20 protein-coding genes are annotated in these 23,715 nt (G+C 60.2%); 14 read left to right on the forward strand and 6 right to left on the reverse strand.

What is annotated here, in order from left to right; all coding sequences use genetic code 11:
- The first annotated feature begins 446 nt into the window (after positions 1 to 446).
- The 14 genes from aceA (at position 447) to nuoN (ending at position 17,356) form a co-directional block, all read left to right on the forward strand.
- Positions 447 to 1,772 (forward strand): isocitrate lyase, encoded by a 1,326-nt coding sequence (gene aceA, locus ACGJAX_RS25870; protein WP_057399864.1) that lies wholly within the window; start codon positions 447 to 449, stop codon positions 1,770 to 1,772.
- A 645-nt stretch (positions 1,773 to 2,417) separates the two neighbouring features.
- Complete coding sequence (locus tag ACGJAX_RS25875) at positions 2,418 to 2,831, forward strand: NADH-quinone oxidoreductase subunit A (RefSeq protein ID WP_003223812.1); 414 nt, start codon at positions 2,418 to 2,420, stop codon at positions 2,829 to 2,831.
- A 10-nt stretch (positions 2,832 to 2,841) separates the two neighbouring features.
- Positions 2,842 to 3,516 (forward strand): NADH-quinone oxidoreductase subunit B family protein, encoded by a 675-nt coding sequence (locus ACGJAX_RS25880; protein WP_047527662.1) that lies wholly within the window; start codon positions 2,842 to 2,844, stop codon positions 3,514 to 3,516.
- Between the two features lie 72 nt (positions 3,517 to 3,588).
- Positions 3,589 to 5,373, forward strand: a complete 1,785-nt coding sequence (gene nuoC, locus ACGJAX_RS25885) for an NADH-quinone oxidoreductase subunit C/D (RefSeq protein ID WP_090323507.1) — start codon at positions 3,589 to 3,591, stop codon at positions 5,371 to 5,373.
- A 2-nt stretch (positions 5,374 to 5,375) separates the two neighbouring features.
- Positions 5,376 to 5,873: an NADH-quinone oxidoreductase subunit NuoE gene (gene nuoE / locus ACGJAX_RS25890; protein ID WP_007970445.1), complete on the forward strand. Its 498-nt coding sequence runs from the start codon at positions 5,376 to 5,378 to the stop codon at positions 5,871 to 5,873.
- The gene (gene nuoF, locus ACGJAX_RS25895; protein WP_130207583.1) at positions 5,870 to 7,225 is read left to right on the forward strand and encodes an NADH-quinone oxidoreductase subunit NuoF; all 1,356 of its coding nucleotides are present in this window, start codon (positions 5,870 to 5,872) and stop codon (positions 7,223 to 7,225) included. Before nuoE ends, nuoF begins: the two co-directional genes overlap by 4 nt.
- A 137-nt stretch (positions 7,226 to 7,362) precedes the next feature.
- Positions 7,363 to 10,077 (forward strand): NADH-quinone oxidoreductase subunit NuoG, encoded by a 2,715-nt coding sequence (gene nuoG, locus ACGJAX_RS25900; RefSeq protein WP_390956662.1) that lies wholly within the window; start codon positions 7,363 to 7,365, stop codon positions 10,075 to 10,077.
- Positions 10,074 to 11,081, forward strand: coding sequence for an NADH-quinone oxidoreductase subunit NuoH (gene nuoH / locus ACGJAX_RS25905; RefSeq protein WP_247256181.1), 1,008 nt, complete (start codon positions 10,074 to 10,076; stop codon positions 11,079 to 11,081). Before nuoG ends, nuoH begins: the two co-directional genes overlap by 4 nt.
- 12 nt (positions 11,082 to 11,093) lie before the next feature.
- Positions 11,094 to 11,639 carry an NADH-quinone oxidoreductase subunit NuoI gene (gene nuoI, locus ACGJAX_RS25910; protein ID WP_178132024.1) on the forward strand — a complete coding sequence of 182 codons (546 nt, stop codon included), beginning with the start codon at positions 11,094 to 11,096 and terminating at the stop codon, positions 11,637 to 11,639.
- Positions 11,640 to 11,648: 9 nt separating this feature from the next.
- Complete coding sequence (gene nuoJ / locus ACGJAX_RS25915; protein ID WP_390956663.1) at positions 11,649 to 12,152, forward strand: NADH-quinone oxidoreductase subunit J; 504 nt, start codon at positions 11,649 to 11,651, stop codon at positions 12,150 to 12,152.
- Positions 12,153 to 12,154: 2 nt separating this feature from the next.
- The gene (gene nuoK, locus ACGJAX_RS25920; RefSeq protein ID WP_007946416.1) at positions 12,155 to 12,463 is read left to right on the forward strand and encodes an NADH-quinone oxidoreductase subunit NuoK; all 309 of its coding nucleotides are present in this window, start codon (positions 12,155 to 12,157) and stop codon (positions 12,461 to 12,463) included.
- Complete coding sequence (gene nuoL, locus ACGJAX_RS25925; protein WP_248915399.1) at positions 12,460 to 14,313, forward strand: NADH-quinone oxidoreductase subunit L; 1,854 nt, start codon at positions 12,460 to 12,462, stop codon at positions 14,311 to 14,313. Before nuoK ends, nuoL begins: the two co-directional genes overlap by 4 nt.
- A 39-nt stretch (positions 14,314 to 14,352) precedes the next feature.
- Complete coding sequence (gene nuoM / locus ACGJAX_RS25930; RefSeq protein ID WP_090323515.1) at positions 14,353 to 15,885, forward strand: NADH-quinone oxidoreductase subunit M; 1,533 nt, start codon at positions 14,353 to 14,355, stop codon at positions 15,883 to 15,885.
- A gap of 7 nt (positions 15,886 to 15,892) precedes the next feature.
- Positions 15,893 to 17,356: an NADH-quinone oxidoreductase subunit NuoN gene (gene nuoN, locus ACGJAX_RS25935; RefSeq protein WP_090323516.1), complete on the forward strand. Its 1,464-nt coding sequence runs from the start codon at positions 15,893 to 15,895 to the stop codon at positions 17,354 to 17,356.
- Positions 17,357 to 17,542: 186 nt separating this feature from the next.
- Here the strand turns inward: nuoN and ACGJAX_RS25940 are convergent, their stop codons facing one another.
- The 6 genes from ACGJAX_RS25940 to ACGJAX_RS25965 are packed head-to-tail and all read right to left on the reverse strand — an operon-like array spanning position 17,543 to position 23,516.
- On the reverse strand, positions 17,543 to 19,285 hold the full coding sequence (locus ACGJAX_RS25940; protein ID WP_390956664.1) for an ABC transporter substrate-binding protein: 1,743 nt from the start codon (positions 19,283 to 19,285) through the stop codon (positions 17,543 to 17,545).
- Positions 19,286 to 19,332: 47 nt separating this feature from the next.
- On the reverse strand, positions 19,333 to 19,605 hold the full coding sequence (locus ACGJAX_RS25945; RefSeq protein WP_090323519.1) for a DUF2160 domain-containing protein: 273 nt from the start codon (positions 19,603 to 19,605) through the stop codon (positions 19,333 to 19,335).
- Between the two features lie 11 nt (positions 19,606 to 19,616).
- The gene (locus ACGJAX_RS25950; RefSeq protein WP_090323521.1) at positions 19,617 to 20,417 is read right to left on the reverse strand and encodes a carbohydrate ABC transporter permease; all 801 of its coding nucleotides are present in this window, start codon (positions 20,415 to 20,417) and stop codon (positions 19,617 to 19,619) included.
- An 8-nt stretch (positions 20,418 to 20,425) separates the two neighbouring features.
- Positions 20,426 to 21,292 carry an ABC transporter permease subunit gene (locus tag ACGJAX_RS25955; protein WP_390956665.1) on the reverse strand — a complete coding sequence of 289 codons (867 nt, stop codon included), beginning with the start codon at positions 21,290 to 21,292 and terminating at the stop codon, positions 20,426 to 20,428.
- Positions 21,289 to 22,422 (reverse strand): ATP-binding cassette domain-containing protein, encoded by a 1,134-nt coding sequence (locus ACGJAX_RS25960; RefSeq protein ID WP_390956666.1) that lies wholly within the window; start codon positions 22,420 to 22,422, stop codon positions 21,289 to 21,291. Before ACGJAX_RS25960 ends, ACGJAX_RS25955 begins: the two co-directional genes overlap by 4 nt.
- Complete coding sequence (locus ACGJAX_RS25965) at positions 22,422 to 23,516, reverse strand: ABC transporter ATP-binding protein (protein ID WP_090323525.1); 1,095 nt, start codon at positions 23,514 to 23,516, stop codon at positions 22,422 to 22,424. The genes ACGJAX_RS25960 and ACGJAX_RS25965 overlap by 1 nt, the downstream gene beginning before the upstream one ends.
- Positions 23,517 to 23,715: the final 199 nt, after the last annotated feature.

Consider the following 23,715-nt stretch of genomic DNA (forward strand, 5'->3'; position numbering starts at 1 on the left):
GACCAAAGATGTAGTGCTTGAAAAAAAGCACTACAAAATGTTTGACGAGCCAAAAAAGCGAAGGCATGATGGCCTCGCTCCCGCTAATCAGGGGCCCTGGCAAGGGCCTTCGAGGCGATGTTCGCACCTATCCCGCGAACCGCTTCGTGTCTGTACCGCCCACAAGGTGTGTTTGACGAGGTTGCCGACTGGAACGAAGTTGTCCCGAGGGACGGAAGCGTATTTAGGTAAACCCGGCATCACACTGAAGTTCGCACCAAGGCCCACGACGCCCGAATGCGCCCGCCAGTATCGCCCTTACCTGCTCACTTCCCCTCGAGCCCATCGTTCATCCCGTCGCCACCCCCGCCGAACCCGACTTGACCGCTTAAGCTTCTGGTCAGCGAGCGCAGGAATTTTCCACCGCAGAACAACTTTTCATAAAGACGCGACGAGGTTTATCTCCCATGGCACTGACACGCGAACAGCAAATTGCAGCCCTCGAAAAAGACTGGGCTGAAAACCCGCGCTGGAAAGGCGTGACACGCACTTACTCCGCTGCTGACGTCGTCCGTCTGCGTGGCTCGGTTCAACCTGAGCACACCTTTGCAAAAATGGGCGCCGAGAAGCTGTGGAACCTGGTTACCCAGGGTGCCAAGCCAGCCTTCCGTCCTGAGAAAGATTTCGTCAACTGCATGGGCGCCCTGACCGGCGGCCAGGCCGTACAACAAGTGAAAGCCGGCATCCAGGCAATCTACCTGTCGGGCTGGCAAGTAGCCGCGGACAACAACTCCGCCGAATCGATGTACCCAGACCAGTCGCTGTACCCGGTGGACTCGGTTCCAACCGTGGTCAAGCGCATCAACAACTCGTTCCGTCGTGCCGACCAGATCCAGTGGAAAGCCGGCAAGAACCCGGGCGATGACGGCTACATCGACTACTTCGCACCCATCGTGGCTGACGCCGAAGCCGGTTTCGGCGGCGTACTGAACGCTTACGAACTGATGAAGAGCATGATCGAAGCAGGCGCCGCCGGCGTTCACTTCGAAGACCAGCTGGCTTCCGTGAAGAAGTGCGGCCACATGGGCGGCAAGGTACTGGTTCCTACCCAGGAAGCCGTACAAAAGCTGACCGCTGCTCGCCTGGCGGCTGACGTTGCCGGTACTCCGACCATCATCCTGGCTCGTACCGACGCTAACGCTGCTGACCTGTTGACTTCCGATTGCGATCCATACGACCAGCCATTCGTCACTGGCGAACGTACCCAGGAAGGCTTCTACAAAGTGCGCGCCGGTCTCGACCAGGCCATCGCTCGCGGCCTGGCCTACGCGCCGTACGCCGACCTGATCTGGTGCGAAACCGCCAAGCCGGATCTGGAAGAGGCTCGTCGCTTCGCTGAAGCGATCAAGAAGGAATACCCAGACCAACTGCTGTCGTACAACTGCTCGCCTTCCTTCAACTGGAAGAAAAACCTGGACGACGCGACCATCGCCAAATTCCAGCGCGAACTGTCCGCCATGGGTTACAAGCACCAGTTCATCACCCTGGCCGGCATTCACAACATGTGGCACAGCATGTTCAACCTGGCGCACGACTACGCCCGCAACGACATGACCGCTTACGTGAAACTGCAAGAGCAGGAATTCGCTGACGCCGCCAAGGGCTACACCTTCGTGGCTCACCAGCAGGAAGTGGGCACCGGCTACTTCGACGACATGACCACCGTGATCCAGGGTGGCTCGTCTTCGGTAACCGCGCTGACCGGTTCGACTGAAGAAGAACAGTTCCACTGATCTGCTTCACCTGAAATAACGGCCGCTGCGGACGAATAGAAAGCTAACCGCAGCGCTGCACCTCTGACGCCCCGACTGGTTCGGGGCGTTTTTTTGCCTGCATTTCAATGAACGCCCCTACTGTAGGAGCGAGCCCGCTCGCGATGATACGGAGGACGCCTCGGGGGATGTCAGGCCCCCAGCGTCATCGTTGGCCACCATCGCGAGCAGGCTCGCTCCTACGGGAGTTGGTGGCGATCTGGAAAAATACTGATCCAGAGCGGCATCAACATCGGAAAAATCCGCTAAAAAGATCACCGCCGCTACTTGCAGTAACGCGCATATAAGACAACTTCACGAACGCCAGCCCGTTAAACAGAATAAAAACCAACTCAAACAATATTGATTATCATTTAGACTCCGCCATGTTCGTTACATTCCCTACAAAACATTGTTGACGAAAAACCGGCTAATGCCCGCAACACAAGGGCCACGGCGCTTTTGCCACGCGCTATGTCCTTATTCCTATAAATAATTTCGCTATAGGAATTTTACTTGCCGGGTGTTTAGCCATAAAATCAGCGGGATTGATTGCTGCGACATATCGTCACTGCTTTGTTTCTTTTCAAGCTCAGAGACCTTTGCTCTCTGTTAAGGATTATCAGCATGCCCGAAGCGACAGGACTCATGGCCCACAACTGGGGCTTTGCCATTTTCCTTCTGGGCGTAGTCGGCCTCTGTGCCTTCATGCTCGGCGTCTCCAGCCTCCTCGGGTCAAAAGCCTGGGGCCGCAGCAAAAACGAACCGTTCGAGTCCGGCATGCTACCTACAGGTGGCGCCCGCTTGCGGCTCTCAGCCAAATTCTATCTGGTCGCGATGTTGTTCGTGATCTTCGATATCGAAGCCCTCTTTCTCTTTGCATGGTCTGTGTCCGTCCGCGAAAGCGGCTGGACCGGATTCGTCGAAGCTCTCGTTTTCATAGCAATTCTGTTGGCAGGTCTTGTCTACCTATTCCGAGTGGGCGCCCTTGACTGGGCTCCGGAAGCTCGGCGCAAGCGGCAAGCGAAGCTGAAACAATGAGGCTTTGGCAATGCAATACAATCTCACCAGGATCGACCCCGATGCTCCTAACGAGCAGTATCCGATTGGCGAACGGGAAACCGTTTCCGATCCGTTAGAAGATCAAGTCCACAAAAACATTTTCATGGGCAAGCTCGAAGACGTGCTTAACGGCACGATCAACTGGGGGCGCAAGAACTCCCTGTGGCCGTATAACTTCGGTCTTTCGTGCTGCTACGTGGAAATGACCACCGCCTTCACGGCGCCCCACGACATCGCGCGCTTTGGCGCCGAAGTTATCCGGGCATCACCGCGTCAGGCGGACTTCATGGTTATCGCCGGTACCTGCTTCATCAAGATGGCGCCGATCATTCAGCGTCTCTACGAGCAAATGCTCGAACCAAAATGGGTCATCTCCATGGGTTCGTGCGCCAACTCCGGTGGCATGTACGACATCTACTCTGTCGTTCAAGGGGTGGACAAGTTCCTGCCCGTGGACGTCTACGTGCCTGGCTGCCCGCCCCGCCCTGAAGCTTTCCTGCAAGGCTTGATGCTGTTGCAGGAGTCGATTGGCCAGGAGCGTCGCCCACTTTCCTGGGTCGTAGGTGATCAAGGCGTTTATCGCGCCGAGATGCCTTCCGAGAAGGAAAAGCGCCGCGAACAGCGTATTCAGGTAACCAACCTGCGCAGCCCCGACGAAGTCTGATCCAGATCTGCTGTTTCAAAGAAACGAGAAGCTGGCTTCATTCTTTACGTTGACCGAAAGCGATAAATAACCATGACTACAGGCAGTGCTCTGTACATCCCGCCTTATAAGGCAGACGACCAGGATGTGGTCGTCGAACTGAACAACCGTTTTGGCCCCGAGGCGTTCACCGCCCAGCCTACCCGCACCGGCATGCCGGTGCTTTGGGTTGCCCGTGCCAAACTCGTCGAAGTCCTGACATTCCTGCGCAACCTGCCCAAGCCGTACGTCATGCTCTATGACCTGCACGGCGTGGACGAGCGTCTTCGCACCAAGCGTCAAGGGCTGCCAAGCGGCGCCGACTTCTCTGTGTTCTATCACTTGATGTCGATCGAACGTAATAGTGACGTCATGATCAAGGTCGCCTTGTCCGAGAGCGACCTCAGCCTGCCAACCGTCACCAGCATCTGGCCGAACGCCAACTGGTACGAGCGTGAAGTCTGGGACATGTACGGCATCGACTTCAAAGGCCACCCTCACCTGTCGCGCATCATGATGCCGCCGACCTGGGAAGGTCACCCGCTGCGCAAGGACTTCCCTGCGCGCGCCACCGAGTTCGACCCGTTCACGCTGAACCTGGCCAAGCAGCAACTCGAGGAAGAGTCCGCGCGCTTCAAGCCGGAAGACTGGGGCATGAAGCGCTCCGGCCCGAACGAGGACTACATGTTCCTCAACCTCGGTCCGAACCACCCTTCGGCGCACGGTGCGTTCCGCATCATCCTGCAGCTGGACGGCGAAGAGATCGTCGACTGCGTACCGGACATCGGTTACCACCACCGTGGCGCCGAGAAGATGGCCGAGCGTCAGTCCTGGCACAGCTTCATTCCGTACACCGACCGTATCGACTACCTCGGCGGCGTGATGAACAACCTGCCGTACGTGCTCTCCGTCGAGAAGCTGGCCGGCATCAAGGTGCCTGAGAAGGTCGACGTCATCCGCATCATGATGGCCGAGTTCTTCCGGATCACCAGCCACCTGCTGTTCCTGGGTACCTACATCCAGGACGTCGGCGCCATGACCCCGGTGTTCTTCACCTTCACCGACCGCCAGAAGGCGTACACGGTGATCGAAGCCATTACCGGTTTCCGTCTGCACCCGGCCTGGTACCGCATCGGTGGTGTCGCCCATGACCTGCCGCGCGGCTGGGAGAAACTGGTCAAGGATTTCGTCGAGTGGATGCCCAAGCGTCTGGACGAATACCAGAAAGCCGCCCTCGACAACAGCATCCTGCGCGGCCGTACCATCGGCGTCGCGGCCTACAACACCAAGGAAGCCCTGGAATGGGGCGTCACCGGTGCCGGCCTGCGTTCGACCGGTTGCAACTTCGACCTGCGCAAGGCGCGTCCGTACTCGGGCTACGAGAACTTCGAATTCGAAGTGCCGCTGGCGGCCAATGGCGATGCCTACGACCGCTGCATCGTGCGCGTCGAGGAGATGCGCCAGAGCATCAAGATCATCGACCAGTGCCTGCGCAACATGCCGGAAGGCCCGTACAAGGCGGATCACCCGCTGACCACGCCGCCACCGAAAGAGCGCACCCTGCAGCACATCGAGACCCTGATCACGCACTTCCTGCAAGTTTCGTGGGGCCCGGTCATGCCGGCCAACGAATCCTTCCAGATGATCGAAGCGACCAAGGGCATCAACAGTTATTACCTGACGAGCGATGGCGGCACCATGAGCTACCGCACCCGGATTCGCACCCCAAGCTTCCCGCACCTGCAGCAGATCCCTTCGGTGATCAAAGGCAGCATGGTCGCGGACTTGATTGCGTACCTGGGTAGTATCGATTTCGTTATGGCCGACGTGGACCGCTAAGCATGAACAGCACGCTTATCCAGACAGACCGTTTCGCCCTGAGCGAAACCGAGCGCTCGGCCATCGAGCACGAGCTGCATCACTACGAAGACCCGCGCGCGGCGTCGATCGAAGCCCTGAAGATCGTCCAGAAGGAACGTGGCTGGGTGCCGGATGGCGCCCTGTACGCCATTGGCGAGATCCTCGGCATTCCGGCCAGCGACGTTGAAGGCGTGGCGACGTTCTACAGCCAGATCTTCCGTCAACCGGTTGGCCGTCACATCATTCGCGTCTGCGACAGCATGGTCTGCTACATCGGCGGCCACGAGTCCGTTGTCAGCGAAATCCAGAGCAAGCTCGGCATCGGCCTGGGTCAAACCACCGCCGACGGTCGTTTCACCCTGCTACCGGTCTGCTGCCTCGGCAACTGCGACAAGGCGCCGGCGTTGATGATCGACGACGACACGTTCGGTGATGTGCAGCCAGCAGGCGTTGCCAAATTGCTCGAGGGCTACGTATGACCCTGACTTCCTTCGGTCCGGCCAACCGCATCAAGCGTTCGGCCGAGACTCACCCGCTCACCTGGCGTCTGCGTGATGACGGCGAAGCCGTCTGGCTGGACGAGTACCAGGCCAAGAACGGTTACGCCGCCGCCCGCAAGGCCTTCGCCGACATGGCCCAGGACGACATCGTCCAGACCGTGAAGGACTCCGGCCTCAAGGGTCGCGGCGGTGCAGGCTTCCCCACTGGCGTGAAGTGGGGCCTGATGCCCAAAGACGAATCCATCAACATCCGCTACCTGCTGTGCAACGCGGATGAAATGGAGCCCAACACCTGGAAAGACCGCATGCTGATGGAGCAACTGCCCCATCTGCTGATCGAAGGCATGCTGATCAGTGCCCGCGCGCTGAAAACCTACCGTGGCTACATCTTCCTGCGTGGCGAATACACCACCGCCGCCAAGCACCTCAACCGTGCCGTGGAAGAAGCCAAGGCCGCAGGCCTGCTGGGCAAGAACATCCTCGGCAGCGGCTTCGATTTCGAGCTGTTCGTGCACACCGGTGCCGGGCGTTACATCTGCGGTGAAGAAACCGCACTGATCAACTCCCTCGAAGGCCGCCGCGCCAACCCACGCTCCAAGCCGCCCTTCCCGGCCGCCGTTGGCGTGTGGGGCAAGCCGACCTGCGTGAACAACGTCGAGACCCTGTGCAACGTGCCGGCGATCATTGCCGACGGCGTGGACTGGTATAAATCGTTGGCCCGCGAAGGCAGCGAAGACATGGGCACCAAGCTCATGGGCTTCTCCGGCAAGGTCAAGAACCCTGGCCTGTGGGAACTGCCATTCGGCGTGACCGCGCGCGAGCTGTTCGAAGACTACGCCGGCGGCATGCGCGACGGTTACAAGCTCAAGTGCTGGCAGCCTGGCGGCGCCGGTACCGGTTTCCTGTTGCCAGAGCACCTGGACGCACAAATGTATGCCGGCGGCATCGCCAAGGTGGGCACCCGTATGGGTACCGGCCTGGCCATGGCGGTCGACGACAGCGTCAACATGGTGTCCCTGCTGCGCAACATGGAGCAGTTCTTCGCTCGCGAATCCTGCGGTTTCTGCACCCCTTGCCGCGATGGCTTGCCATGGAGCGTCAAGCTCCTGATGGCGATCGAGAACGGCCAGGGTCAGCCAGGCGACATCGAGACCCTGCTGGGTCTGGTCGGTTTCCTCGGCCCGGGCAAGACCTTCTGTGCTCACGCACCGGGCGCCGTGGAGCCGTTGGGCAGCGCAATCAAATACTTCCGTCCAGAGTTCGAAGCCGGCATCGCGCCTACCAGCGCCGCCGTCCCGCCTCTGGCAAGGCCGATCGTAGTCGGCGCATAAATGCTTAAAAAGGCGAAGGGTCCGTGCCCTTCGTCTTTCGTTCGATGACGCCTTTCAAGGGCTGTTTGGATTCGGACGAACAACAAGATTCCATTAGCCACGCCCGCTGACACCGGGCCAACGAAGAACTTTGAACCATGGCCACTATCCACGTAGACGGCAAAGAGCTCGAAGTCGATGGGGCAGACAACCTGTTACAGGCATGTCTGTCGCTAGGCCTCGATATCCCTTATTTCTGCTGGCACCCTGCCCTGGGCAGCGTTGGCGCTTGCCGCCAGTGCGCGGTCAAGCAGTACACCGACGAGAACGACACCCGTGGTCGCATCGTCATGTCCTGCATGACCCCTGCCACCGACAACACCTGGATCTCCATCGAAGATGAAGAATCCAAGGCTTTCCGCGCCAGTGTTGTCGAATGGCTGATGACCAACCACCCTCACGACTGCCCGGTCTGTGAAGAAGGCGGTCATTGCCACCTGCAAGACATGACGGTAATGACCGGCCACAACGAGCGCCGTTACCGCTTCACCAAGCGTACCCACCAGAACCAGCAACTGGGCCCGTTCATTTCCCACGAAATGAACCGCTGCATCGCTTGCTATCGCTGCGTGCGCTACTACAAGGACTACGCTGGCGGCACCGACCTCGGCGTGTTCGGCGCCCACGACAACGTGTACTTCGGTCGCGTTGAAGACGGCACCCTGGAAAGCGAGTTCTCCGGCAACCTCACCGAGGTCTGCCCGACCGGTGTGTTCACCGACAAGACTCACTCCGAGCGCTACAACCGCAAGTGGGACATGCAGTTCTCGCCGAGCATCTGCCATGGCTGCTCCAGCGGTTGCAACATCTCCCCGGGCGAGCGCTACGGCGAATTGCGTCGTATCGAAAACCGTTTCAACGGCTCGGTAAACCAGTACTTCCTGTGCGACCGTGGCCGTTTCGGCTATGGCTACGTCAACCGCGAAGACCGTCCGCGTCAGCCATTGCTGGCCAACGGCACCAAGCTGGGTCTGGACGAAGCGCTGGATAAAGCCGCCGACCTGCTGCGCGGTCGCAACATCGTCGGTATCGGTTCGCCACGCGCCAGCCTCGAAAGCAACTACGCGTTGCGCGAACTGGTGGGTGCCGAGCACTTCTACTCCGGTATCGAAGCCTCCGAACTGGAGCGCATCCGCCTGGTCCTGCAAGTGCTGAAAGACAGCCCGCTGCCAGTACCGAACATGCGCGACATCGAGGACCACGACGCCGTGTTCGTCCTCGGCGAAGACCTGACCCAGACCGCTGCACGCATGGCCCTGGCCCTGCGCCAATCGGTCAAGGGCAAGGCCGAAGACATGGCCGAAGCCATGCGCGTACAGCCTTGGCTCGACGCCGCAGTGAAGAACATCGGCCAGCACGCGCTGAACCCGCTGTTCATCGCCAGCCTGGCTGAGACCAAGCTCGACGACGTGGCGGAAGAGTGCGTTCATGCCGCTCCGGACGACCTGGCTCGCATCGGTTTTGCCGTGGCTCACGCCCTCGACGCCAGCGCGCCTGCCGTTGAAGGCCTGGACGCCGAAGCCCTCGAACTGGCCAAGCGCATCGCCGACGCCCTGCTCGCCGCCAAGCGCCCGCTGATCATCGCCGGTACTTCCCTGGGCTCCAAAGCCCTGATCGAAGCCGCCGCGAACATCGCCAAGGCCCTGAAACTGCGCGAGAAGAACGGCTCCATCAGCCTGATCGTGCCAGAGGCCAACAGCCTCGGCCTGGCCATGCTCGGTGGCGAATCGGTCGATGCAGCCCTGCAAGCGGTGATCGACGGCAAGGCCGACGCCATCGTCGTGCTGGAAAACGACCTGTACACCCGTACCGACAAAGCCAAGGTCGACGCTGCCCTGACCGCCGCGAAAGTGGTGATCGTGGCTGACCATCAGAAGACCGCCACCAGCGATCGTGCGCACCTGGTCCTGCCAGCCGCCAGCTTCGCCGAAGGCGACGGTACCCTGGTCAGCCAGGAAGGCCGTGCCCAGCGCTTCTTCCAGGTTTTCGACCCGCAATACATGGACGCCAGCATCCTGGTTCACGAAGGCTGGCGCTGGCTGCATGCCCTGCGTTCGACCCTGTTGAACCAGCCGATCGACTGGACGCAACTGGACCACGTCACCGCTGCGGTCGCCTCGAGCACCCCGCAGCTGGCGGCCATCGTCGATGCGGCTCCGTCCGCCGCGTTCCGCATCAAGGGCCTGAAACTGGCGCGCGAACCGCTGCGTTATTCCGGTCGTACCGCCATGCGCGCCGACATCAGCGTGCACGAGCCACGTACTCCCCAGGACAAGGACACCGCGTTTGCCTTCTCGATGGAAGGTTACTCGGGTTCGGTCGAGCCTCGTCAGCAAGTGCCATTCGCCTGGTCTCCGGGCTGGAACTCGCCGCAAGCCTGGAACAAGTTCCAGGACGAAGTCGGTGGTCACATCCGCGCTGGCGACCCAGGCACCCGCCTGATCGAAAGCACCGGTGACTCGCTGAACTGGTTCGCCAACGTCCCGCGCGCGTTCAACCCGGCCCAGGGCACCTGGCAGGTTGTGCCGTTCTTCCACCTGTTCGGCAGCGAAGAAACCTCTTCGAAAGCCGCTCCGGTTCAGGAACGCATCCCGGCGGCCTACGTCGCACTGGCCAAGTCCGAAGCCGATCGCCTGGGTGTCAACGATGGCGCAATGCTGAGCTTCAACGTGGCTGGCCAGACCCTGCGTCTGCCACTGCGCATCAATGAAGAACTGGGCGCAGGCCTGGTGGCATTGCCTGCGGGCATCGCCGGCATTCCGCCAGCGATCTTTGGCAAATCCGTTGACGGTCTGCAGGAGGCAGCTCAATGACCTTGTTCACTCCTGAAGTGATCGACATCATCATCGCGGTCCTCAAGGCCGTGGTGATTCTGCTGGCCGTGGTGGTCTGCGGCGCGCTGCTGAGCTGGGTCGAGCGTCGTTTGCTCGCCCTCTGGCAGGATCGTTACGGTCCGAACCGTGTCGGTCCGTTCGGCGCGTTCCAGATCGCCGCCGACATGATCAAGATGTTCTTCAAGGAAGACTGGACGCCACCGTTCGCCGACAAGATGATCTTCACCCTGGCACCGGTCGTGGCCATGAGCGCCCTGCTGATTGCCTTCGCGATCATCCCGATCACCCCGACCTGGGGCGTGGCGGACCTGAACATCGGCATCCTGTTCTTCTTCGCCATGGCCGGTCTGTCGGTCTACGCGGTGCTGTTCGCCGGCTGGTCGAGCAACAACAAGTTCGCCCTGCTGGGCAGCTTGCGGGCTTCGGCGCAAACCGTGTCGTACGAAGTGTTCATGGGCCTGTCGCTGATGGGCATCGTGATCCAGGTCGGCTCGTTCAACATGCGCGACATCGTTGATTACCAGGCCCAGCACCTGTGGTTCATCATTCCGCAGATCTTCGGTTTCCTGACCTTCTTCATTGCTGGCGTGGCCGTGACTCACCGTCACCCGTTCGACCAGCCGGAAGCGGAACAGGAACTGGCCGACGGTTACCACATTGAATACGCCGGCATGAAATGGGGCATGTTCTTCGTCGGCGAGTACATCGGCATCGTGCTGATCTCGGCGCTGCTGGTGACCTTGTTCTTCGGTGGCTGGCACGGTCCGTTCGATATCCTGCCGCAGATCCCGTTCATTTGGTTCGCACTGAAAACCGCGTTCTTCATCATGATCTTCATCCTGCTGCGTGCTTCGATTCCGCGCCCACGGTATGACCAAGTGATGGATTTCAGCTGGAAGTTCTGCCTGCCGCTGACCCTCGTCAACATGCTGGTGACCGCTGCGATCGTGTTGCTCAACACGCCCGCCGTCGCGGCTCAGTGAGGATAGAGAATCATGAAGTACATATTTGACATCGTGCATGGCCTCTACACCCAGCTTCGCAGCCTGGTGATGATTTTCGGCCACGCCTTCCGCAAGCGCGACACCCTGCAGTACCCGGAAGAACCGGTCTACCTGCCGCCGCGCTACCGTGGTCGTATCGTCCTGACCCGCGACCCCGACGGCGAAGAGCGTTGTGTAGCGTGCAACCTGTGCGCCGTGGCTTGCCCGGTCGGTTGCATCTCGCTGCAGAAAGCTGAAACCGAAGACGGTCGCTGGTACCCGGACTTCTTCCGCATCAACTTCTCGCGCTGCATTTTCTGCGGCCTCTGCGAGGAAGCCTGCCCGACCACCGCGATCCAGCTCACGCCGGATTTCGAAATGGCCGAGTTCAAACGTCAGGACCTGGTTTACGAGAAAGAAGATCTGCTGATCTCCGGCCCCGGCAAAAACCCTGATTACAACTTCTATCGTGTTGCAGGTATGGCGATTGCCGGTAAGCCGAAAGGCTCCGCGCAGAATGAAGCCGAACCGATCAACGTGAAGAGCTTGCTGCCTTAAGGAAGAAAGATGGAATTCGCTTTCTATTTCGCATCGGGTATCGCTATGGTGTCCACGCTTCGCGTGATCACCAACACCAACCCCGTGCACGCCCTGCTCTACCTGATCATTTCGCTGATCGCCGTGGCCATGACGTTCTTCGCCCTCGGCGCGCCGTTTGCCGGTGTGCTGGAAGTGATCGCCTACGCTGGCGCCATCATGGTGCTGTTCGTGTTCGTGGTGATGATGCTGAACCTGGGCCCGGCCTCGGTTCAGCAAGAGCGCGTCTGGCTCAAGCCCGGCATATGGGGCGGCCCTGTCGCCCTCGCCGCCTTGCTGCTGGTGGAACTGCTGTATGTGCTGTTCTCCCACCAGAGCGGTCAGGCCGTCGGCCACACCACCGTAGACGCCAAGGCCGTGGGCATCAGCCTGTTCGGTCCTTACCTGCTGGTGGTTGAACTCGCCTCGATGCTGCTGCTCGCCGCAGCCGTCACGGCGTTCCACTTGGGCCGCAACGAAGCCAAGGAGCAATGACGATGCCTGCTATCCCCATGGAGCATGGTCTGGCGGTCGCCGGCATCCTGTTCTGCCTCGGTCTGGTTGGCCTGATGGTCCGCCGCAACATCCTTTTCGTGCTGATGAGCCTGGAGGTCATGATGAATGCCTCCGCGCTGGCGTTCATCGTTGCCGGTAGCCGCTGGGCGCAGCCGGATGGACAGATCATGTTCATCCTGGTGATCAGCCTGGCAGCCGCCGAGGCCAGTATCGGCCTGGCGATCCTGCTGCAACTGTATCGCCGCTTCCACACGCTCGATATCGACGCTGCCAGTGAGATGCGCGGATGAACATGATCTTTCTGACCTTCGTATTCCCCCTGATCGGGTTTCTCCTGCTGTCGTTCTCCCGCGGACGCTTCTCGGAAAACCTCTCGGCACTGATCGGCGTCGGCTCCGTCGGCCTGTCCGCCGTGGTCGCGGCCTACGTGATCTGGCAATTCAATGTCGCGCCGCCCGAGGGTGGTCACTACACCCTGGTGCTGTGGAAGTGGATGGCGGTCGAAGGCTTCAAGCCTGACTTCGCCCTGTACATCGACGGCCTGTCGATCACCATGCTCGGCGTGGTGGTGGGTGTCGGTTTCCTGATCCACCTGTTCGCGTCCTGGTACATGCGCGGTGAAGACGGTTACTCGCGCTTCTTCGCCTACACCAACCTGTTTATCGCCAGCATGCTGTTCCTGGTACTGGGCGATAACCTGTTGTTCCTGTACTTCGGTTGGGAAGGCGTGGGCCTGTGCTCGTACCTGTTGATCGGTTTCTACTACAGCAACCGCAACAACGGTAACGCGGCACTCAAGGCCTTCATCGTGACCCGTATCGGTGACGTGTTCATGGCCATCGGCCTGTTCATCCTGTTCGCTCAACTGGGCACGCTGAACATCCAGGAACTGCTGGTGCTGGCACCGCAGAAATTCCAGGCCGGCAACCTCTGGATGGTCCTGGCTACCCTGATGCTGCTGGGTGGCGCTGTCGGTAAATCCGCGCAACTGCCACTGCAAACCTGGCTGGCGGACGCGATGGCCGGTCCTACTCCGGTTTCGGCACTGATCCACGCCGCGACCATGGTGACCGCCGGTGTCTACCTGATCGCCCGTACTCACGGCCTGTTCACCCTGGCGCCGGAAATCCTGCACCTGGTGGGCATCGTCGGTGGCGTGACCCTGGTTCTTGCAGGTTTCGCCGCACTGGTACAGACCGACATCAAGCGTATCCTCGCCTACTCGACCATGAGCCAGATCGGCTACATGTTCCTGGCCCTGGGCGTCGGTGCCTGGGATGGCGCGATTTTCCACCTGATGACCCACGCCTTCTTCAAGGCCCTGTTGTTCCTTGCCTCCGGTGCGGTGATCGTTGCCTGCCACCACGAGCAGAACATCTTCAAGATGGGTGGCCTGTGGAAGAAACTGCCTCTGGCCTACGCCAGCTTCATCGTTGGCGGCGCAGCCCTGGCGGCTCTGCCACTGGTGACTGCGGGCTTCTACTCCAAGGACGAAATCCTCTGGGAAGCGTTCGCCAGCGGTAACCACGGTCTGCTTTACGCAGGTCTGGTCGGCGCATTCATGACCTCGCTGTACACCTTCCGCCTGATCTTCATCACGTTCCACGGTGAAGCGAAGACCGAAGCCCATGCCGGTCACGGCATTGCTCACTGGCTACCGCTGTCGGTGCTGATCGTCCTGTCGACTTTCGTCGGCGCGATGATCGTTCCACCGCTGCACGGCGTGCTGCCGGAAAGCGTCGGCCATGCCGGTGGCGAAGCCAAGCACAGTCTGGAGATCGCTTCGGGCGCCATTGCCCTGGCCGGTATCCTGCTGGCCGCGCTGCTGTTCCTCGGCAAGCGTCGCTTCGTGACCGCCATTGCCAACAGCGGCATCGGCCGTTTCCTGTCGGCCTGGTGGTTCGCTGCCTGGGGCTTCGACTGGATCTACGACAAACTGTTCGTCAAGCCATACCTGGCGATCAGCCACATCCTGCGCAAAGACCCGCTCGACCAGACCATCGGTCTGATCCCGCGCATGGCCAAAGGCGGTCACACCGCCCTGAGCCGTACCGAGACCGGTCAACTGCGTTGGTATGCCGCCTCGATGGCTGCTGGTGCCGTGCTGGTAATTGGCGCCGTCGTGCTGGTAGCGGTCTGATATGAACCTTGCGAACTTGCGAAAGGAATTGAGCCCGTCATGATTCTGCCTTGGCTAATCCTGATCCCCTTCATCGGCGGCCTGCTGTGCTGGCTGGGTGAGCGCTTCGGCGCCACCCTCCCCCGCTGGATTGCGCTGATCACCATGTCCCTGTTGCTTGCGCTCGGCCTCTGGCTGTGGGCCCACGGTGACTATTCATTTGCTCCGGCACCGGGTGCCGCTCCGACCTGGTCGCTTGAGTTCAAGCACCTGTGGATCGAGCGCTTCGGCATCAACGTGCACCTGGCCCTGGACGGCCTGTCGCTGTTGATGATCCTGCTGACCGGTCTGCTGGGTGTCCTCTCGGTACTCTGCTCGTGGAAAGAGATCCAGCGCCACGTTGGCTTCTTCCACCTGAACCTGATGTGGATCCTGGGCGGTGTCGTCGGCGTGTTCCTGGCCCTCGACCTGTTCATGTTCTTCTTCTTCTGGGAAATGATGCTGGTGCCGATGTACTTCCTCATCGCGCTCTGGGGTCACAGTTCTTCGGACGGCAAGAAAACCCGGATCTACGCGGCGACCAAGTTCTTCATCTTCACTCAGGCTTCCGGCCTGATCATGCTGGTGGCGATCCTGGGTCTGGTACTGGTCAACTTCAACAACACCGGCGTGATTACCTTCAACTACGCCGACCTGTTGAAAACCAAGATGTCGATGACCACCGAGTACATCCTGATGCTCGGCTTCTTCATCGCCTTCGCGGTCAAGCTGCCAGTCGTACCGTTCCACTCCTGGTTGCCTGACGCTCACGCACAGGCGCCAACCGCAGGTTCCGTGGACCTGGCGGGTATCTTGCTGAAAACCGCTGCCTACGGCCTGCTGCGTTTCGCCCTGCCGCTGTTCCCGAATGCGTCGGCCGAGTTCGCGCCGATCGCCATGACCCTGGGTCTGATCGGGATCTTCTACGGTGCGTTCCTGGCGTTCGCGCAAACCGACATCAAGCGACTGATCGCCTTCTCGTCCGTTTCCCACATGGGCTTCGTACTGATCGGCATCTACTCCGGAAGCCAGCTGGCGCTGCAGGGCGCGGTGATGCAGATGCTGGCGCACGGTGTATCGGCCGCGGCACTCTTTATCCTCAGCGGTCAGCTGTACGAGCGCACCCACACCCGCGACATGCGTGAAATGGGTGGCCTGTGGTCGAAGATCGCTTACCTGCCAGCCATCAGCCTGTTCTTCGCCGCCGCCTCCCTGGGCCTGCCGGGTACCGGTAACTTCGTCGGCGAGTTCCTGATCCTGATCGGCACCTTCCCGTTCGCGCCATGGGTCACCGTCATTGCGACGTCGGGCCTGGTGTTCGGTTCGGTCTACTCGCTGATCATGATCCACCGTGCCTACTTCGGTCCGGCCAAGTCGGATGCCGTGATGCATGGCATGGACGGTCGCGAAATGATCATGGTGGTCGGTCTGGCAGCGCTGCTGATCTACATCGGCGTCTACCCGCAACCGTTCCTCGATACCTCTGCCGCTACGATGCATGGCGTGCAGCAGTGGCTCGGCACCGCCTTCACTCAACTCGCTTCGGCCCGGTAAGAGCGCTATGGAATTCACGACTCAACACTTTATCGCGCTAGCGCCGCTGTTGATTACCAGCCTCACCATTGTCGTGGTGATGCTGGCGATCGCCTGGCGCCGCAACCACTCGCAGACCTTCCTGATTTCCGTGGCGGGTCTGAACCTGGCACTGTTGTCGATCCTGCCAGCCCTGAAAGTCGCGCCCCTGGCCGTGACGCCATTGCTGCAAATCGACACCTTTGCCTGTCTGTACATGGCGCTGATCCTGGTCGCCACCCTTGCCTGCGTCACCCTCGCCCACGCCTACCTCGGCGATGGCGGTTCGGGTTACCCGGGCAACCGTGAAGAACTGTATCTGCTGATCCTGATGGCCGCCGCCGGTGGCCTGGTCCTGGTCAGCGCGCAGCACCTGGCCGGTTTGTTCGTCGGCCTGGAACTGCTGTCGGTGCCGGTCTACGGTCTGGTGGCCTACGCCTTCTTCAACAAGCGTTCACTGGAAGCCGGCATCAAGTACATGGTGCTGTCGGCGGCCGGTTCCGCGTTCCTGCTGTTCGGTATGGCCCTGCTCTACGCTGACTCCGGCTCCCTGAGCTTCGTTGGCATCGGTCAGGCGCTGGCGGCTACCGGTCTGCCAAGCTCGCTGGCGCAACTGGGCCTGGGCATGATGCTGATCGGTCTGGCGTTCAAGTTGTCGCTGGTACCGTTCCACCTGTGGACCCCGGACGTTTACGAAGGTGCTCCGGCCCCGGTCGCAGCGTTCCTGGCAACCGCTTCCAAGGTTGCCGTGTTTGCCGTGATGGTGCGTCTGTTCCAGATCTCGCCGGCAGCAAGCAGCGGCGTGCTGAGCAACGTACTGACCATCATCGCCATCGCGTCGATCCTGTTCGGTAACCTGCTGGCCCTGACCCAGAGCAACCTCAAGCGTCTGCTGGGTTATTCGTCCATCGCCCACTTCGGTTACCTGCTGATTGCCCTGGTGGCAAGCAAGGGCATGGCCGTGGAAGCCATTGGCGTGTACCTGGTCACCTACGTGATCACCAGCCTTGGCGCCTTCGGCGTAATCACCCTGATGTCCTCGCCGTACAACGGTCGTGACGCGGATGCCCTGTACGAATACCGCGGCCTGTTCTGGCGCCGTCCGTACCTGACCGCCGTACTGACCGTGATGATGCTGTCCCTGGCCGGTATCCCGCTGACCGCAGGCTTCATCGGCAAGTTCTACATCATCGCCACCGGCGTCGAATCCCGGCAGTGGTGGCTGGTCGGCTCGCTGGTACTGGGCAGCGCCATCGGCGTGTTCTACTACCTGCGTGTGATGGTCACCCTGTACCTGATCGAACCGAACCTGCGTCGCCACGATGCGCAACTGCACTGGGAGCAACGTGCAGGCGGCGTGATGCTGCTGGCCATCGCGGTACTGGCGTTCTTCCTCGGCCTGTACCCACAACCGCTGCTGAGCCTGGTTCAGCAATCGGGTCTGGCGGGTTGATCGCTTAAGCGTTATCGGTAGCAAACAGAAACGGCACCTTCGGGTGCCGTTTTTGCGTTCTGGCCGTTACTGAATCGGCAGTATTGACCTGATCTTTCCGTGCTGCCCGACACGGTGCCTGCGCTGGCACAGGCACAAACAAAAACGGCACCTTCCGGTGCCGTTCGCCTTTCACACTCCGGTCATTTACTTACGCGCATCGGCCCACGACTTCAGCAGTTCGTTGTAGCTCACGGTCTCTCCTTTAGGCTTCTCGTTCGCCAGTTTCGGCTTCGGTGCGCCCGGCTGATCGAACCAGTATTGCGCATCGCGCTCGGGGTTCATTTTCGGGGCGCAGGTGGTTTGCGCTTTTGAGCGTTCCAGGCGGGACATGATGGCGTCCTGGTCCTTGGCCAGTCCGTCCAGTGCCTGTTGTGGGGTCTTCTCGCCGCTGGCCGCTTCGGCGATGTGGCTCCACCACAACTGCGCGAGGCGAGGATAATCAGGCACGTTGGTCCCGGTCGGGGTCCATTGCACGCGGGCCGGGCTGCGGTAGAACTCCACCAGGCCACCGAGCTTCGGCGCCAGGTCGGTCATCGCTTGCGAGTTGATGTCCGATTCGCGGATCGGCGTCAGGCCAACGATGGTTTTCTTCAGCGATACGGTTTTCGACGTCACGAACTGCGCATAGAGCCAGGCGGCGAGTTTTTGCTTCTCGGGCGTGGACTTCATGAACGTCCAGGAACCCACGTCCTGATACCCCAGCTTCATGCCCTCCTCCCAGTACGGACCGCGCGGCGACGGTGCCATGCGCCATTTCGGCGTGCCGTCGGCATTCACCACGGGCAGACCCGGCTTGGTCATGTCGGCCGTGAACGCGGTGTACCAGAAAATCTGCTGGGCGATGTTGCCCTGGGAAGGCACGGGGCCGGATTCGGAGAAGGTCATGCCCGCCGCTTCAGGTGGCGCATAGGCCTTCATCCAGTCAACGTACTTCTGGGTGGCGAAGACCGCTGCCGGGCCGTTGGTGTCGCCACCGCGGGTCACGCTGGAGCCCACCGGATGGCAATCCTCGACACGAATGCCCCACTCATCCACCGGCAAACCATTGGGCAAGCCCTTGTCGCCGCCACCGGCCATGGAGAACCAGGCATCGGTGAAGCGCCAGCCCAGGGACGGGTCTTTCTTGCCGTAGTCCATGTGCCCGTAGACACGCTTGCCATCGATTTCCTTGACGTCTTCGCTGAAAAATTTGGCGATGTCTTCATAGGCCGACCAGTTCACCGGCACGCCCAACTCATAGCCGTATTTTTCCTTGAACTTGGCTTTCAAGTCCGGGCGCTCGAACCAGTCGGCGCGGAACCAGTACAGGTTGGCGAACTGCTGATCGGGCAGTTGATAGAGTTTGCCGTCCGGTGCGGTGGTGAAGGAGGTGCCGATGAAATCCTTGATGTCGAGGGTGGGCGACGTGAAGTTTTTCCCTTCGTTGGCCATCAGGTCGGTGATGGCTTCGGTCTTGCCGTAACGGAAGTGCGTACCGATCAAGTCCGAGTCGTTGACCCAGCCGTCATAGATGCTCTTGTCCGACTGCATCACGGTCTGCAGCTTTTCCACTACATCGCCTTCTTGCAGCAAGTCGTGGGTCACTTTGATCCCGGTGATTTCGGTAAAGGCCTTGGCCAGCACCTTGGACTCGTATTCGTGAGTGGTCAGGGTTTCCGAGACGACCTTGATGTCCATCCCGCGAAACGGCTCGGCGGCCTTGATGAACCACTTCAATTCCTCGAGCTGCTGATCGGCCGTCAGGGTGGATGGTTTGAACTCGCTGCCAATCCATTTCTTCGCAGCGTCTTCATAGGCATCAGCCCAGGCCGAAGCGCTCAAACCGCTGAGTGCCAGCATGGCTGCCAATGAAATGCTATGTCGCAGCTTATTATTTTTGTCGAACATAGAGACCTCCTGTTTAAGTTTCGGAGCAACGTTGCCGAGCGATTCGACTAGCCCCACCGCATCACAGCCAACAGCCACACCAAGGACGACGCGAAGGCGACCCAGATGCTCCAGTCGGTCACGCCTATGACCAGCAAATGCAGGTAGGCGCTGCCGAGAAGACCGATAAACAGCCGATCGCCACGGGTGGTGGCAATCGGCAGAAAACCTCGCCGCAACATGCTCGGCGAACGCAGCTCCCAGGTCGTCATGCCCAGCAGAATCAGGCCAATGACGACGAAGAAAGCCGCTGTGGGAATCGTCCAGCTCATCCATTCCATCATTCAGTTCCTCAGACCCGACCCAGGGCAAAGCCCTTGGCCACGTGGTTGCGAACAAACCAGATCACCAGCATGCCCGGCAGGATGGTCAACACCCCCGCCGCCGCCAGCACGCCCCAGTCGATGCCCGACGCCGAGACCGTACGGGTCATCACCGCCGCGATCGGCTTGGCGTTCACCGACGTCAGCGTGCGCGCCAGCAGCAGTTCGACCCAGGAAAACATGAAGCAGAAAAACGCCGTGACGCCGATGCCGGAGCCGATCAGCGGGATAAAAATCTTCACGAAGAACTTGGGAAAGCTGTAGCCATCGATGTAGGCGGTTTCGTCGATTTCCTTGGGCACGCCGGACATGAACCCCTCGAGAATCCACACCGCCAGCGGCACGTTGAACAGGCAGTGCGCCAGGGCCACGGCGATGTGGGTATCGAACAGGCCGATCGACGAATACAGCTGGAAGAACGGCAACAGGAACACCGCCGGTGGTGCCATGCGGTTGGTCAGCAGCCAGAAGAACAGGTGCTTGTCGCCGAGGAAACGGTAACGCGAGAACGCATAGGCCGCCGGCAGCGCCACGCTCAGGGAGATCACCGTGTTCAGGCTCACGTAGTACAGCGAGTTGAGATAACCGCTGTACCAGCTCGGGTCGGTGAAGATCACCTTGTAGTTGTGCAGGGTGAAATCCGCGGGAAACAGCGTCAGGCCGCCGAGGATTTCAGTGTTGCTCTTGAAGGACATGTTCAGCAGCCAGTAGATCGGCACCAGCAGGAACAGGATGTAGACCAGCAATGGAATCAGCTTTCTCTTGCTCATGGCGGGCCTCAGCGGTTGGCGTCGGAGTGAGTCATGGCGGTGTAGAACAACCAGGACACCAACAGGATGATCAGGAAATACACCAGCGAGAATGCCGCTGCCGGCCCCAGGTCGAATTGCCCTACGGCCATCTGGGTCAATGTCTGACTGAGGAAGGTCGTGGCATTACCCGGCCCGCCGCCCGTGAGCACGAAGGGTTCGGTGTAGATCATGAAACTGTCCATGAAGCGCAGCATCACCGCGATCAGCAGCACGCTCTTGAGCTTGGGCAGCTGGATGTGCCGGAACACCGCCCAGGCCGAAGCCCGATCGATCCGCGCCGCCTGGTAATACACGTCCGGAATCGCCCGCAGACCGGAGAAACACAACAGCGCTACCAGCGACGTCCAGTGCCAGACGTCCATCACCAGCACAGTGACCCAGGCGTCCATGGTGTTCGCCGCGTAGTTGTAGCTGATGCCGATGCCATTGAGGCTCGAACCCAGCAGACCGATGTCGGCGCGACCGAAGATCTGCCAGATGGTGCCGACCACGTTCCACGGAATCAGCAGGGGAATCGCCAGGATAATCAGCACCAGCGACGACCAGCGCCCCTTGGTGGGCATGGTCAGTGCGATGGCGATGCCCAAGGGAATTTCAATCAGCAACACACAGGCCGAATAAATGAACTGGCGCAGCAATGAGTCATGCAGGCGCGGATCGAGCAGCACTTGCCTGTACCAGTCGGCGCCGACGAAGTAGCGGCTGGACTGGTCGAAAATGTCCTGCACCGAATAGTTGACCACGGTCATCATCGGGATCACCGCACTGAACGCCACCAGCAGGAACACTGGCAGCACCAGCCACCAGGCCTTGTTGTTCTGCACCTTGTTCATGGCTGCGCCTCTTTATTGGCCATTGCTTCGTTGACGGCGTGGGGCTCCAGCAGGAATTCGTCGGCATAGACCATCAGCCATTGCCCCGGAAAACTGATATACGCCGTGCCTTCAGGCACCGGCTTGTCTTCGGCCAGGCGAACTTTCAGCGCTGCGCCATCAAGGTCCAGGGTCATGATCTTGTAGGTGCCGAGGTCTTCGACGTGTACGACGTGAGCCCGCATCGCGTCATCGAATGGCTCTTCCCACACATGGACGAACTCGGGCCGGATACCGACTTTCAGGGTTTCCCATTGGGTCTCGGCGATGCGTTGCTGCAGGGCCGCGGACAGCGGCAAATGGGTCGAGGCGAAACCGACGCCGCCCGGTTGCGGCTGCACCTCGATCAGGTTCATCCCCGGGCTGCCGATGAAGTAACCGACAAAGGTGTGGCTCGGGCGTTCGAACAATTCCCGTGGCGTGCCGAACTGCACGATTTGCCCGCCGTACATCACCGCGATCTTGTCGGCAAAGGTCGAGGCTTCCAGTTGATCGTGGGTGACGTAGACCATGGTGATGTTGAACTGCTCATGGATCTGCTTGAGCTTGCGCCGCAGCTTCCACTTCAGGTGCGGGTCGATCACGGTCAGCGGTTCATCGAACAGAATCGCCGAAACGTCATCGCGCACCAGTCCACGGCCCATGGACACTTTCTGCTTTTCGTCGGCGGTGAGGTTGCGCGCCTTTTTGCTCAACAGATTCTGCAGATCGAGGACTTCGGCAATTTCCCGCACCTTGGCGTGAACTTTCGCCTCGGCCATGCCCTGATTGCGCAGCGGGAACGCCAGGTTGTCGAACACCGTCATGGTGTCGTAGACCACCGGAAACTGGAAAACCTGGGCGATGTTGCGCTTCTCCGGGGTCAAGTCGTTGACCGCTTTGCCATCGAACAGCACGTGGCCCTGGGACGGGCTGAGCAACCCGGAAATGATATTGAGCAAGGTCGACTTGCCGCACCCCGATGGACCGAGCAAGGCATAGGCACCGCCCTGCTCCCAGATGTGGTCCATCTCGCGGATCGCGTAATCCTCGGGTCCGCCCGGGGTTTTGGTGTAGCTGTGGGCGAGGTTCTGCAAACGGATTTCGGCCATCAGGCAACCCTCGCGACACGCCGGCCCGGCGCCTGGACCAGCCGCCCCTGCGTATCGAACACAAACAGTTTATGGGTCGGGATGTAGATGCGGATCGGCGCATCGACGTCGTATTCGTGGACACCGGGCAAGTGCAGCACCAGCAGGAAATGTTCGTTGCGCACATGCAGGAAGGTTTCCGAGCCGCTGATTTCCGCGACTTCGACGGTCACCGCCAACTCCAGGTCGTCGTCGTTGCTGGGCACCAGCGAGATATGGCTGGGCCGCACGCCGAAGCGAAACTCGCCCTCGCCCACCGGCCGCAAATCGACGTTCAGCGGGAAATGCACGAAATTGGCGAAGCTCACTTCGTTACCGGCGATGCGCCCCGGCATCAGGTTGATCGGCGGTTCGGAAAACAGCTCGGCCGCCAACACGGTCTGCGGCTGGTGATAGACCGCGGAAGACTTGCCGCTCTGGATCACCCGGCCTTCGTGAAGAATGGTCGTGGTGCCGCCCAGGGCCAGCGCCTCATTGGGTTCGGTTGTGGCGTAGATCGCGATGGTGTGGCGGGCCTTGAACAGCTCGCGCATTTCCTGGCGCAGCTCCTCGCGCAGTTTGTAGTCGAGGTTGACCAGCGGCTCATCGAACAGAATCAGCTCGGCATCCTTGACCAGCGCCCGGGCCATGGCCGTGCGCTGTTGCTGTCCACCGGAGAGCTCCAGCGGATAACGCTGCAGAAACTTCTCGATGCGCAGCATCCTGGCGGTTTCCAGCACCTTGGTCTGGATCTGCTCATTGGACACCCCGGCCTGCCGCAGCGGCGAGGCGATGTTCTCGAACACCGTCATGGTCGGGTAATTGATGAACTGCTGATACACCATCGACACGTTGCGCAAACGCACCGGCCGCTGTGTGACATCCACGCCGTTCATCAGGATGCGCCCGGTGTCGGGCTTGTCCAGCCCGGCCATCAAGCGCATGAGACTGGTTTTGCCGGACAGCGTGCGCCCCAGCAAAACGTTGAAGGATCCGGGTTCGAAACTCAGGCAGGCATCGTCGATCCAGGTCTGGCCCTCGACGGTACGGCTGACATGCTCCAGGGTTAATGACATGGCTCGGCCTTTTTTTATTTTTGGAGTCAAGCGACCGGAGCTGTATAGCGACATTTGTGCCAGAAATCACAAGCCGTTGATTTGGCTTGAAATCCTTGAAAGTGACTACTGAGTCACGTTCGTTGATGAACACAAATGAACAACCGAAAGTGAACAATTGAACAGTTCACCGATTGACAATGAACATTCGTGAACAACA

This window comes from Pseudomonas moorei, from assembly GCF_042846945.1.
Taxonomy (GTDB): Bacteria; Pseudomonadota; Gammaproteobacteria; order Pseudomonadales; family Pseudomonadaceae; genus Aquipseudomonas; species Aquipseudomonas moorei.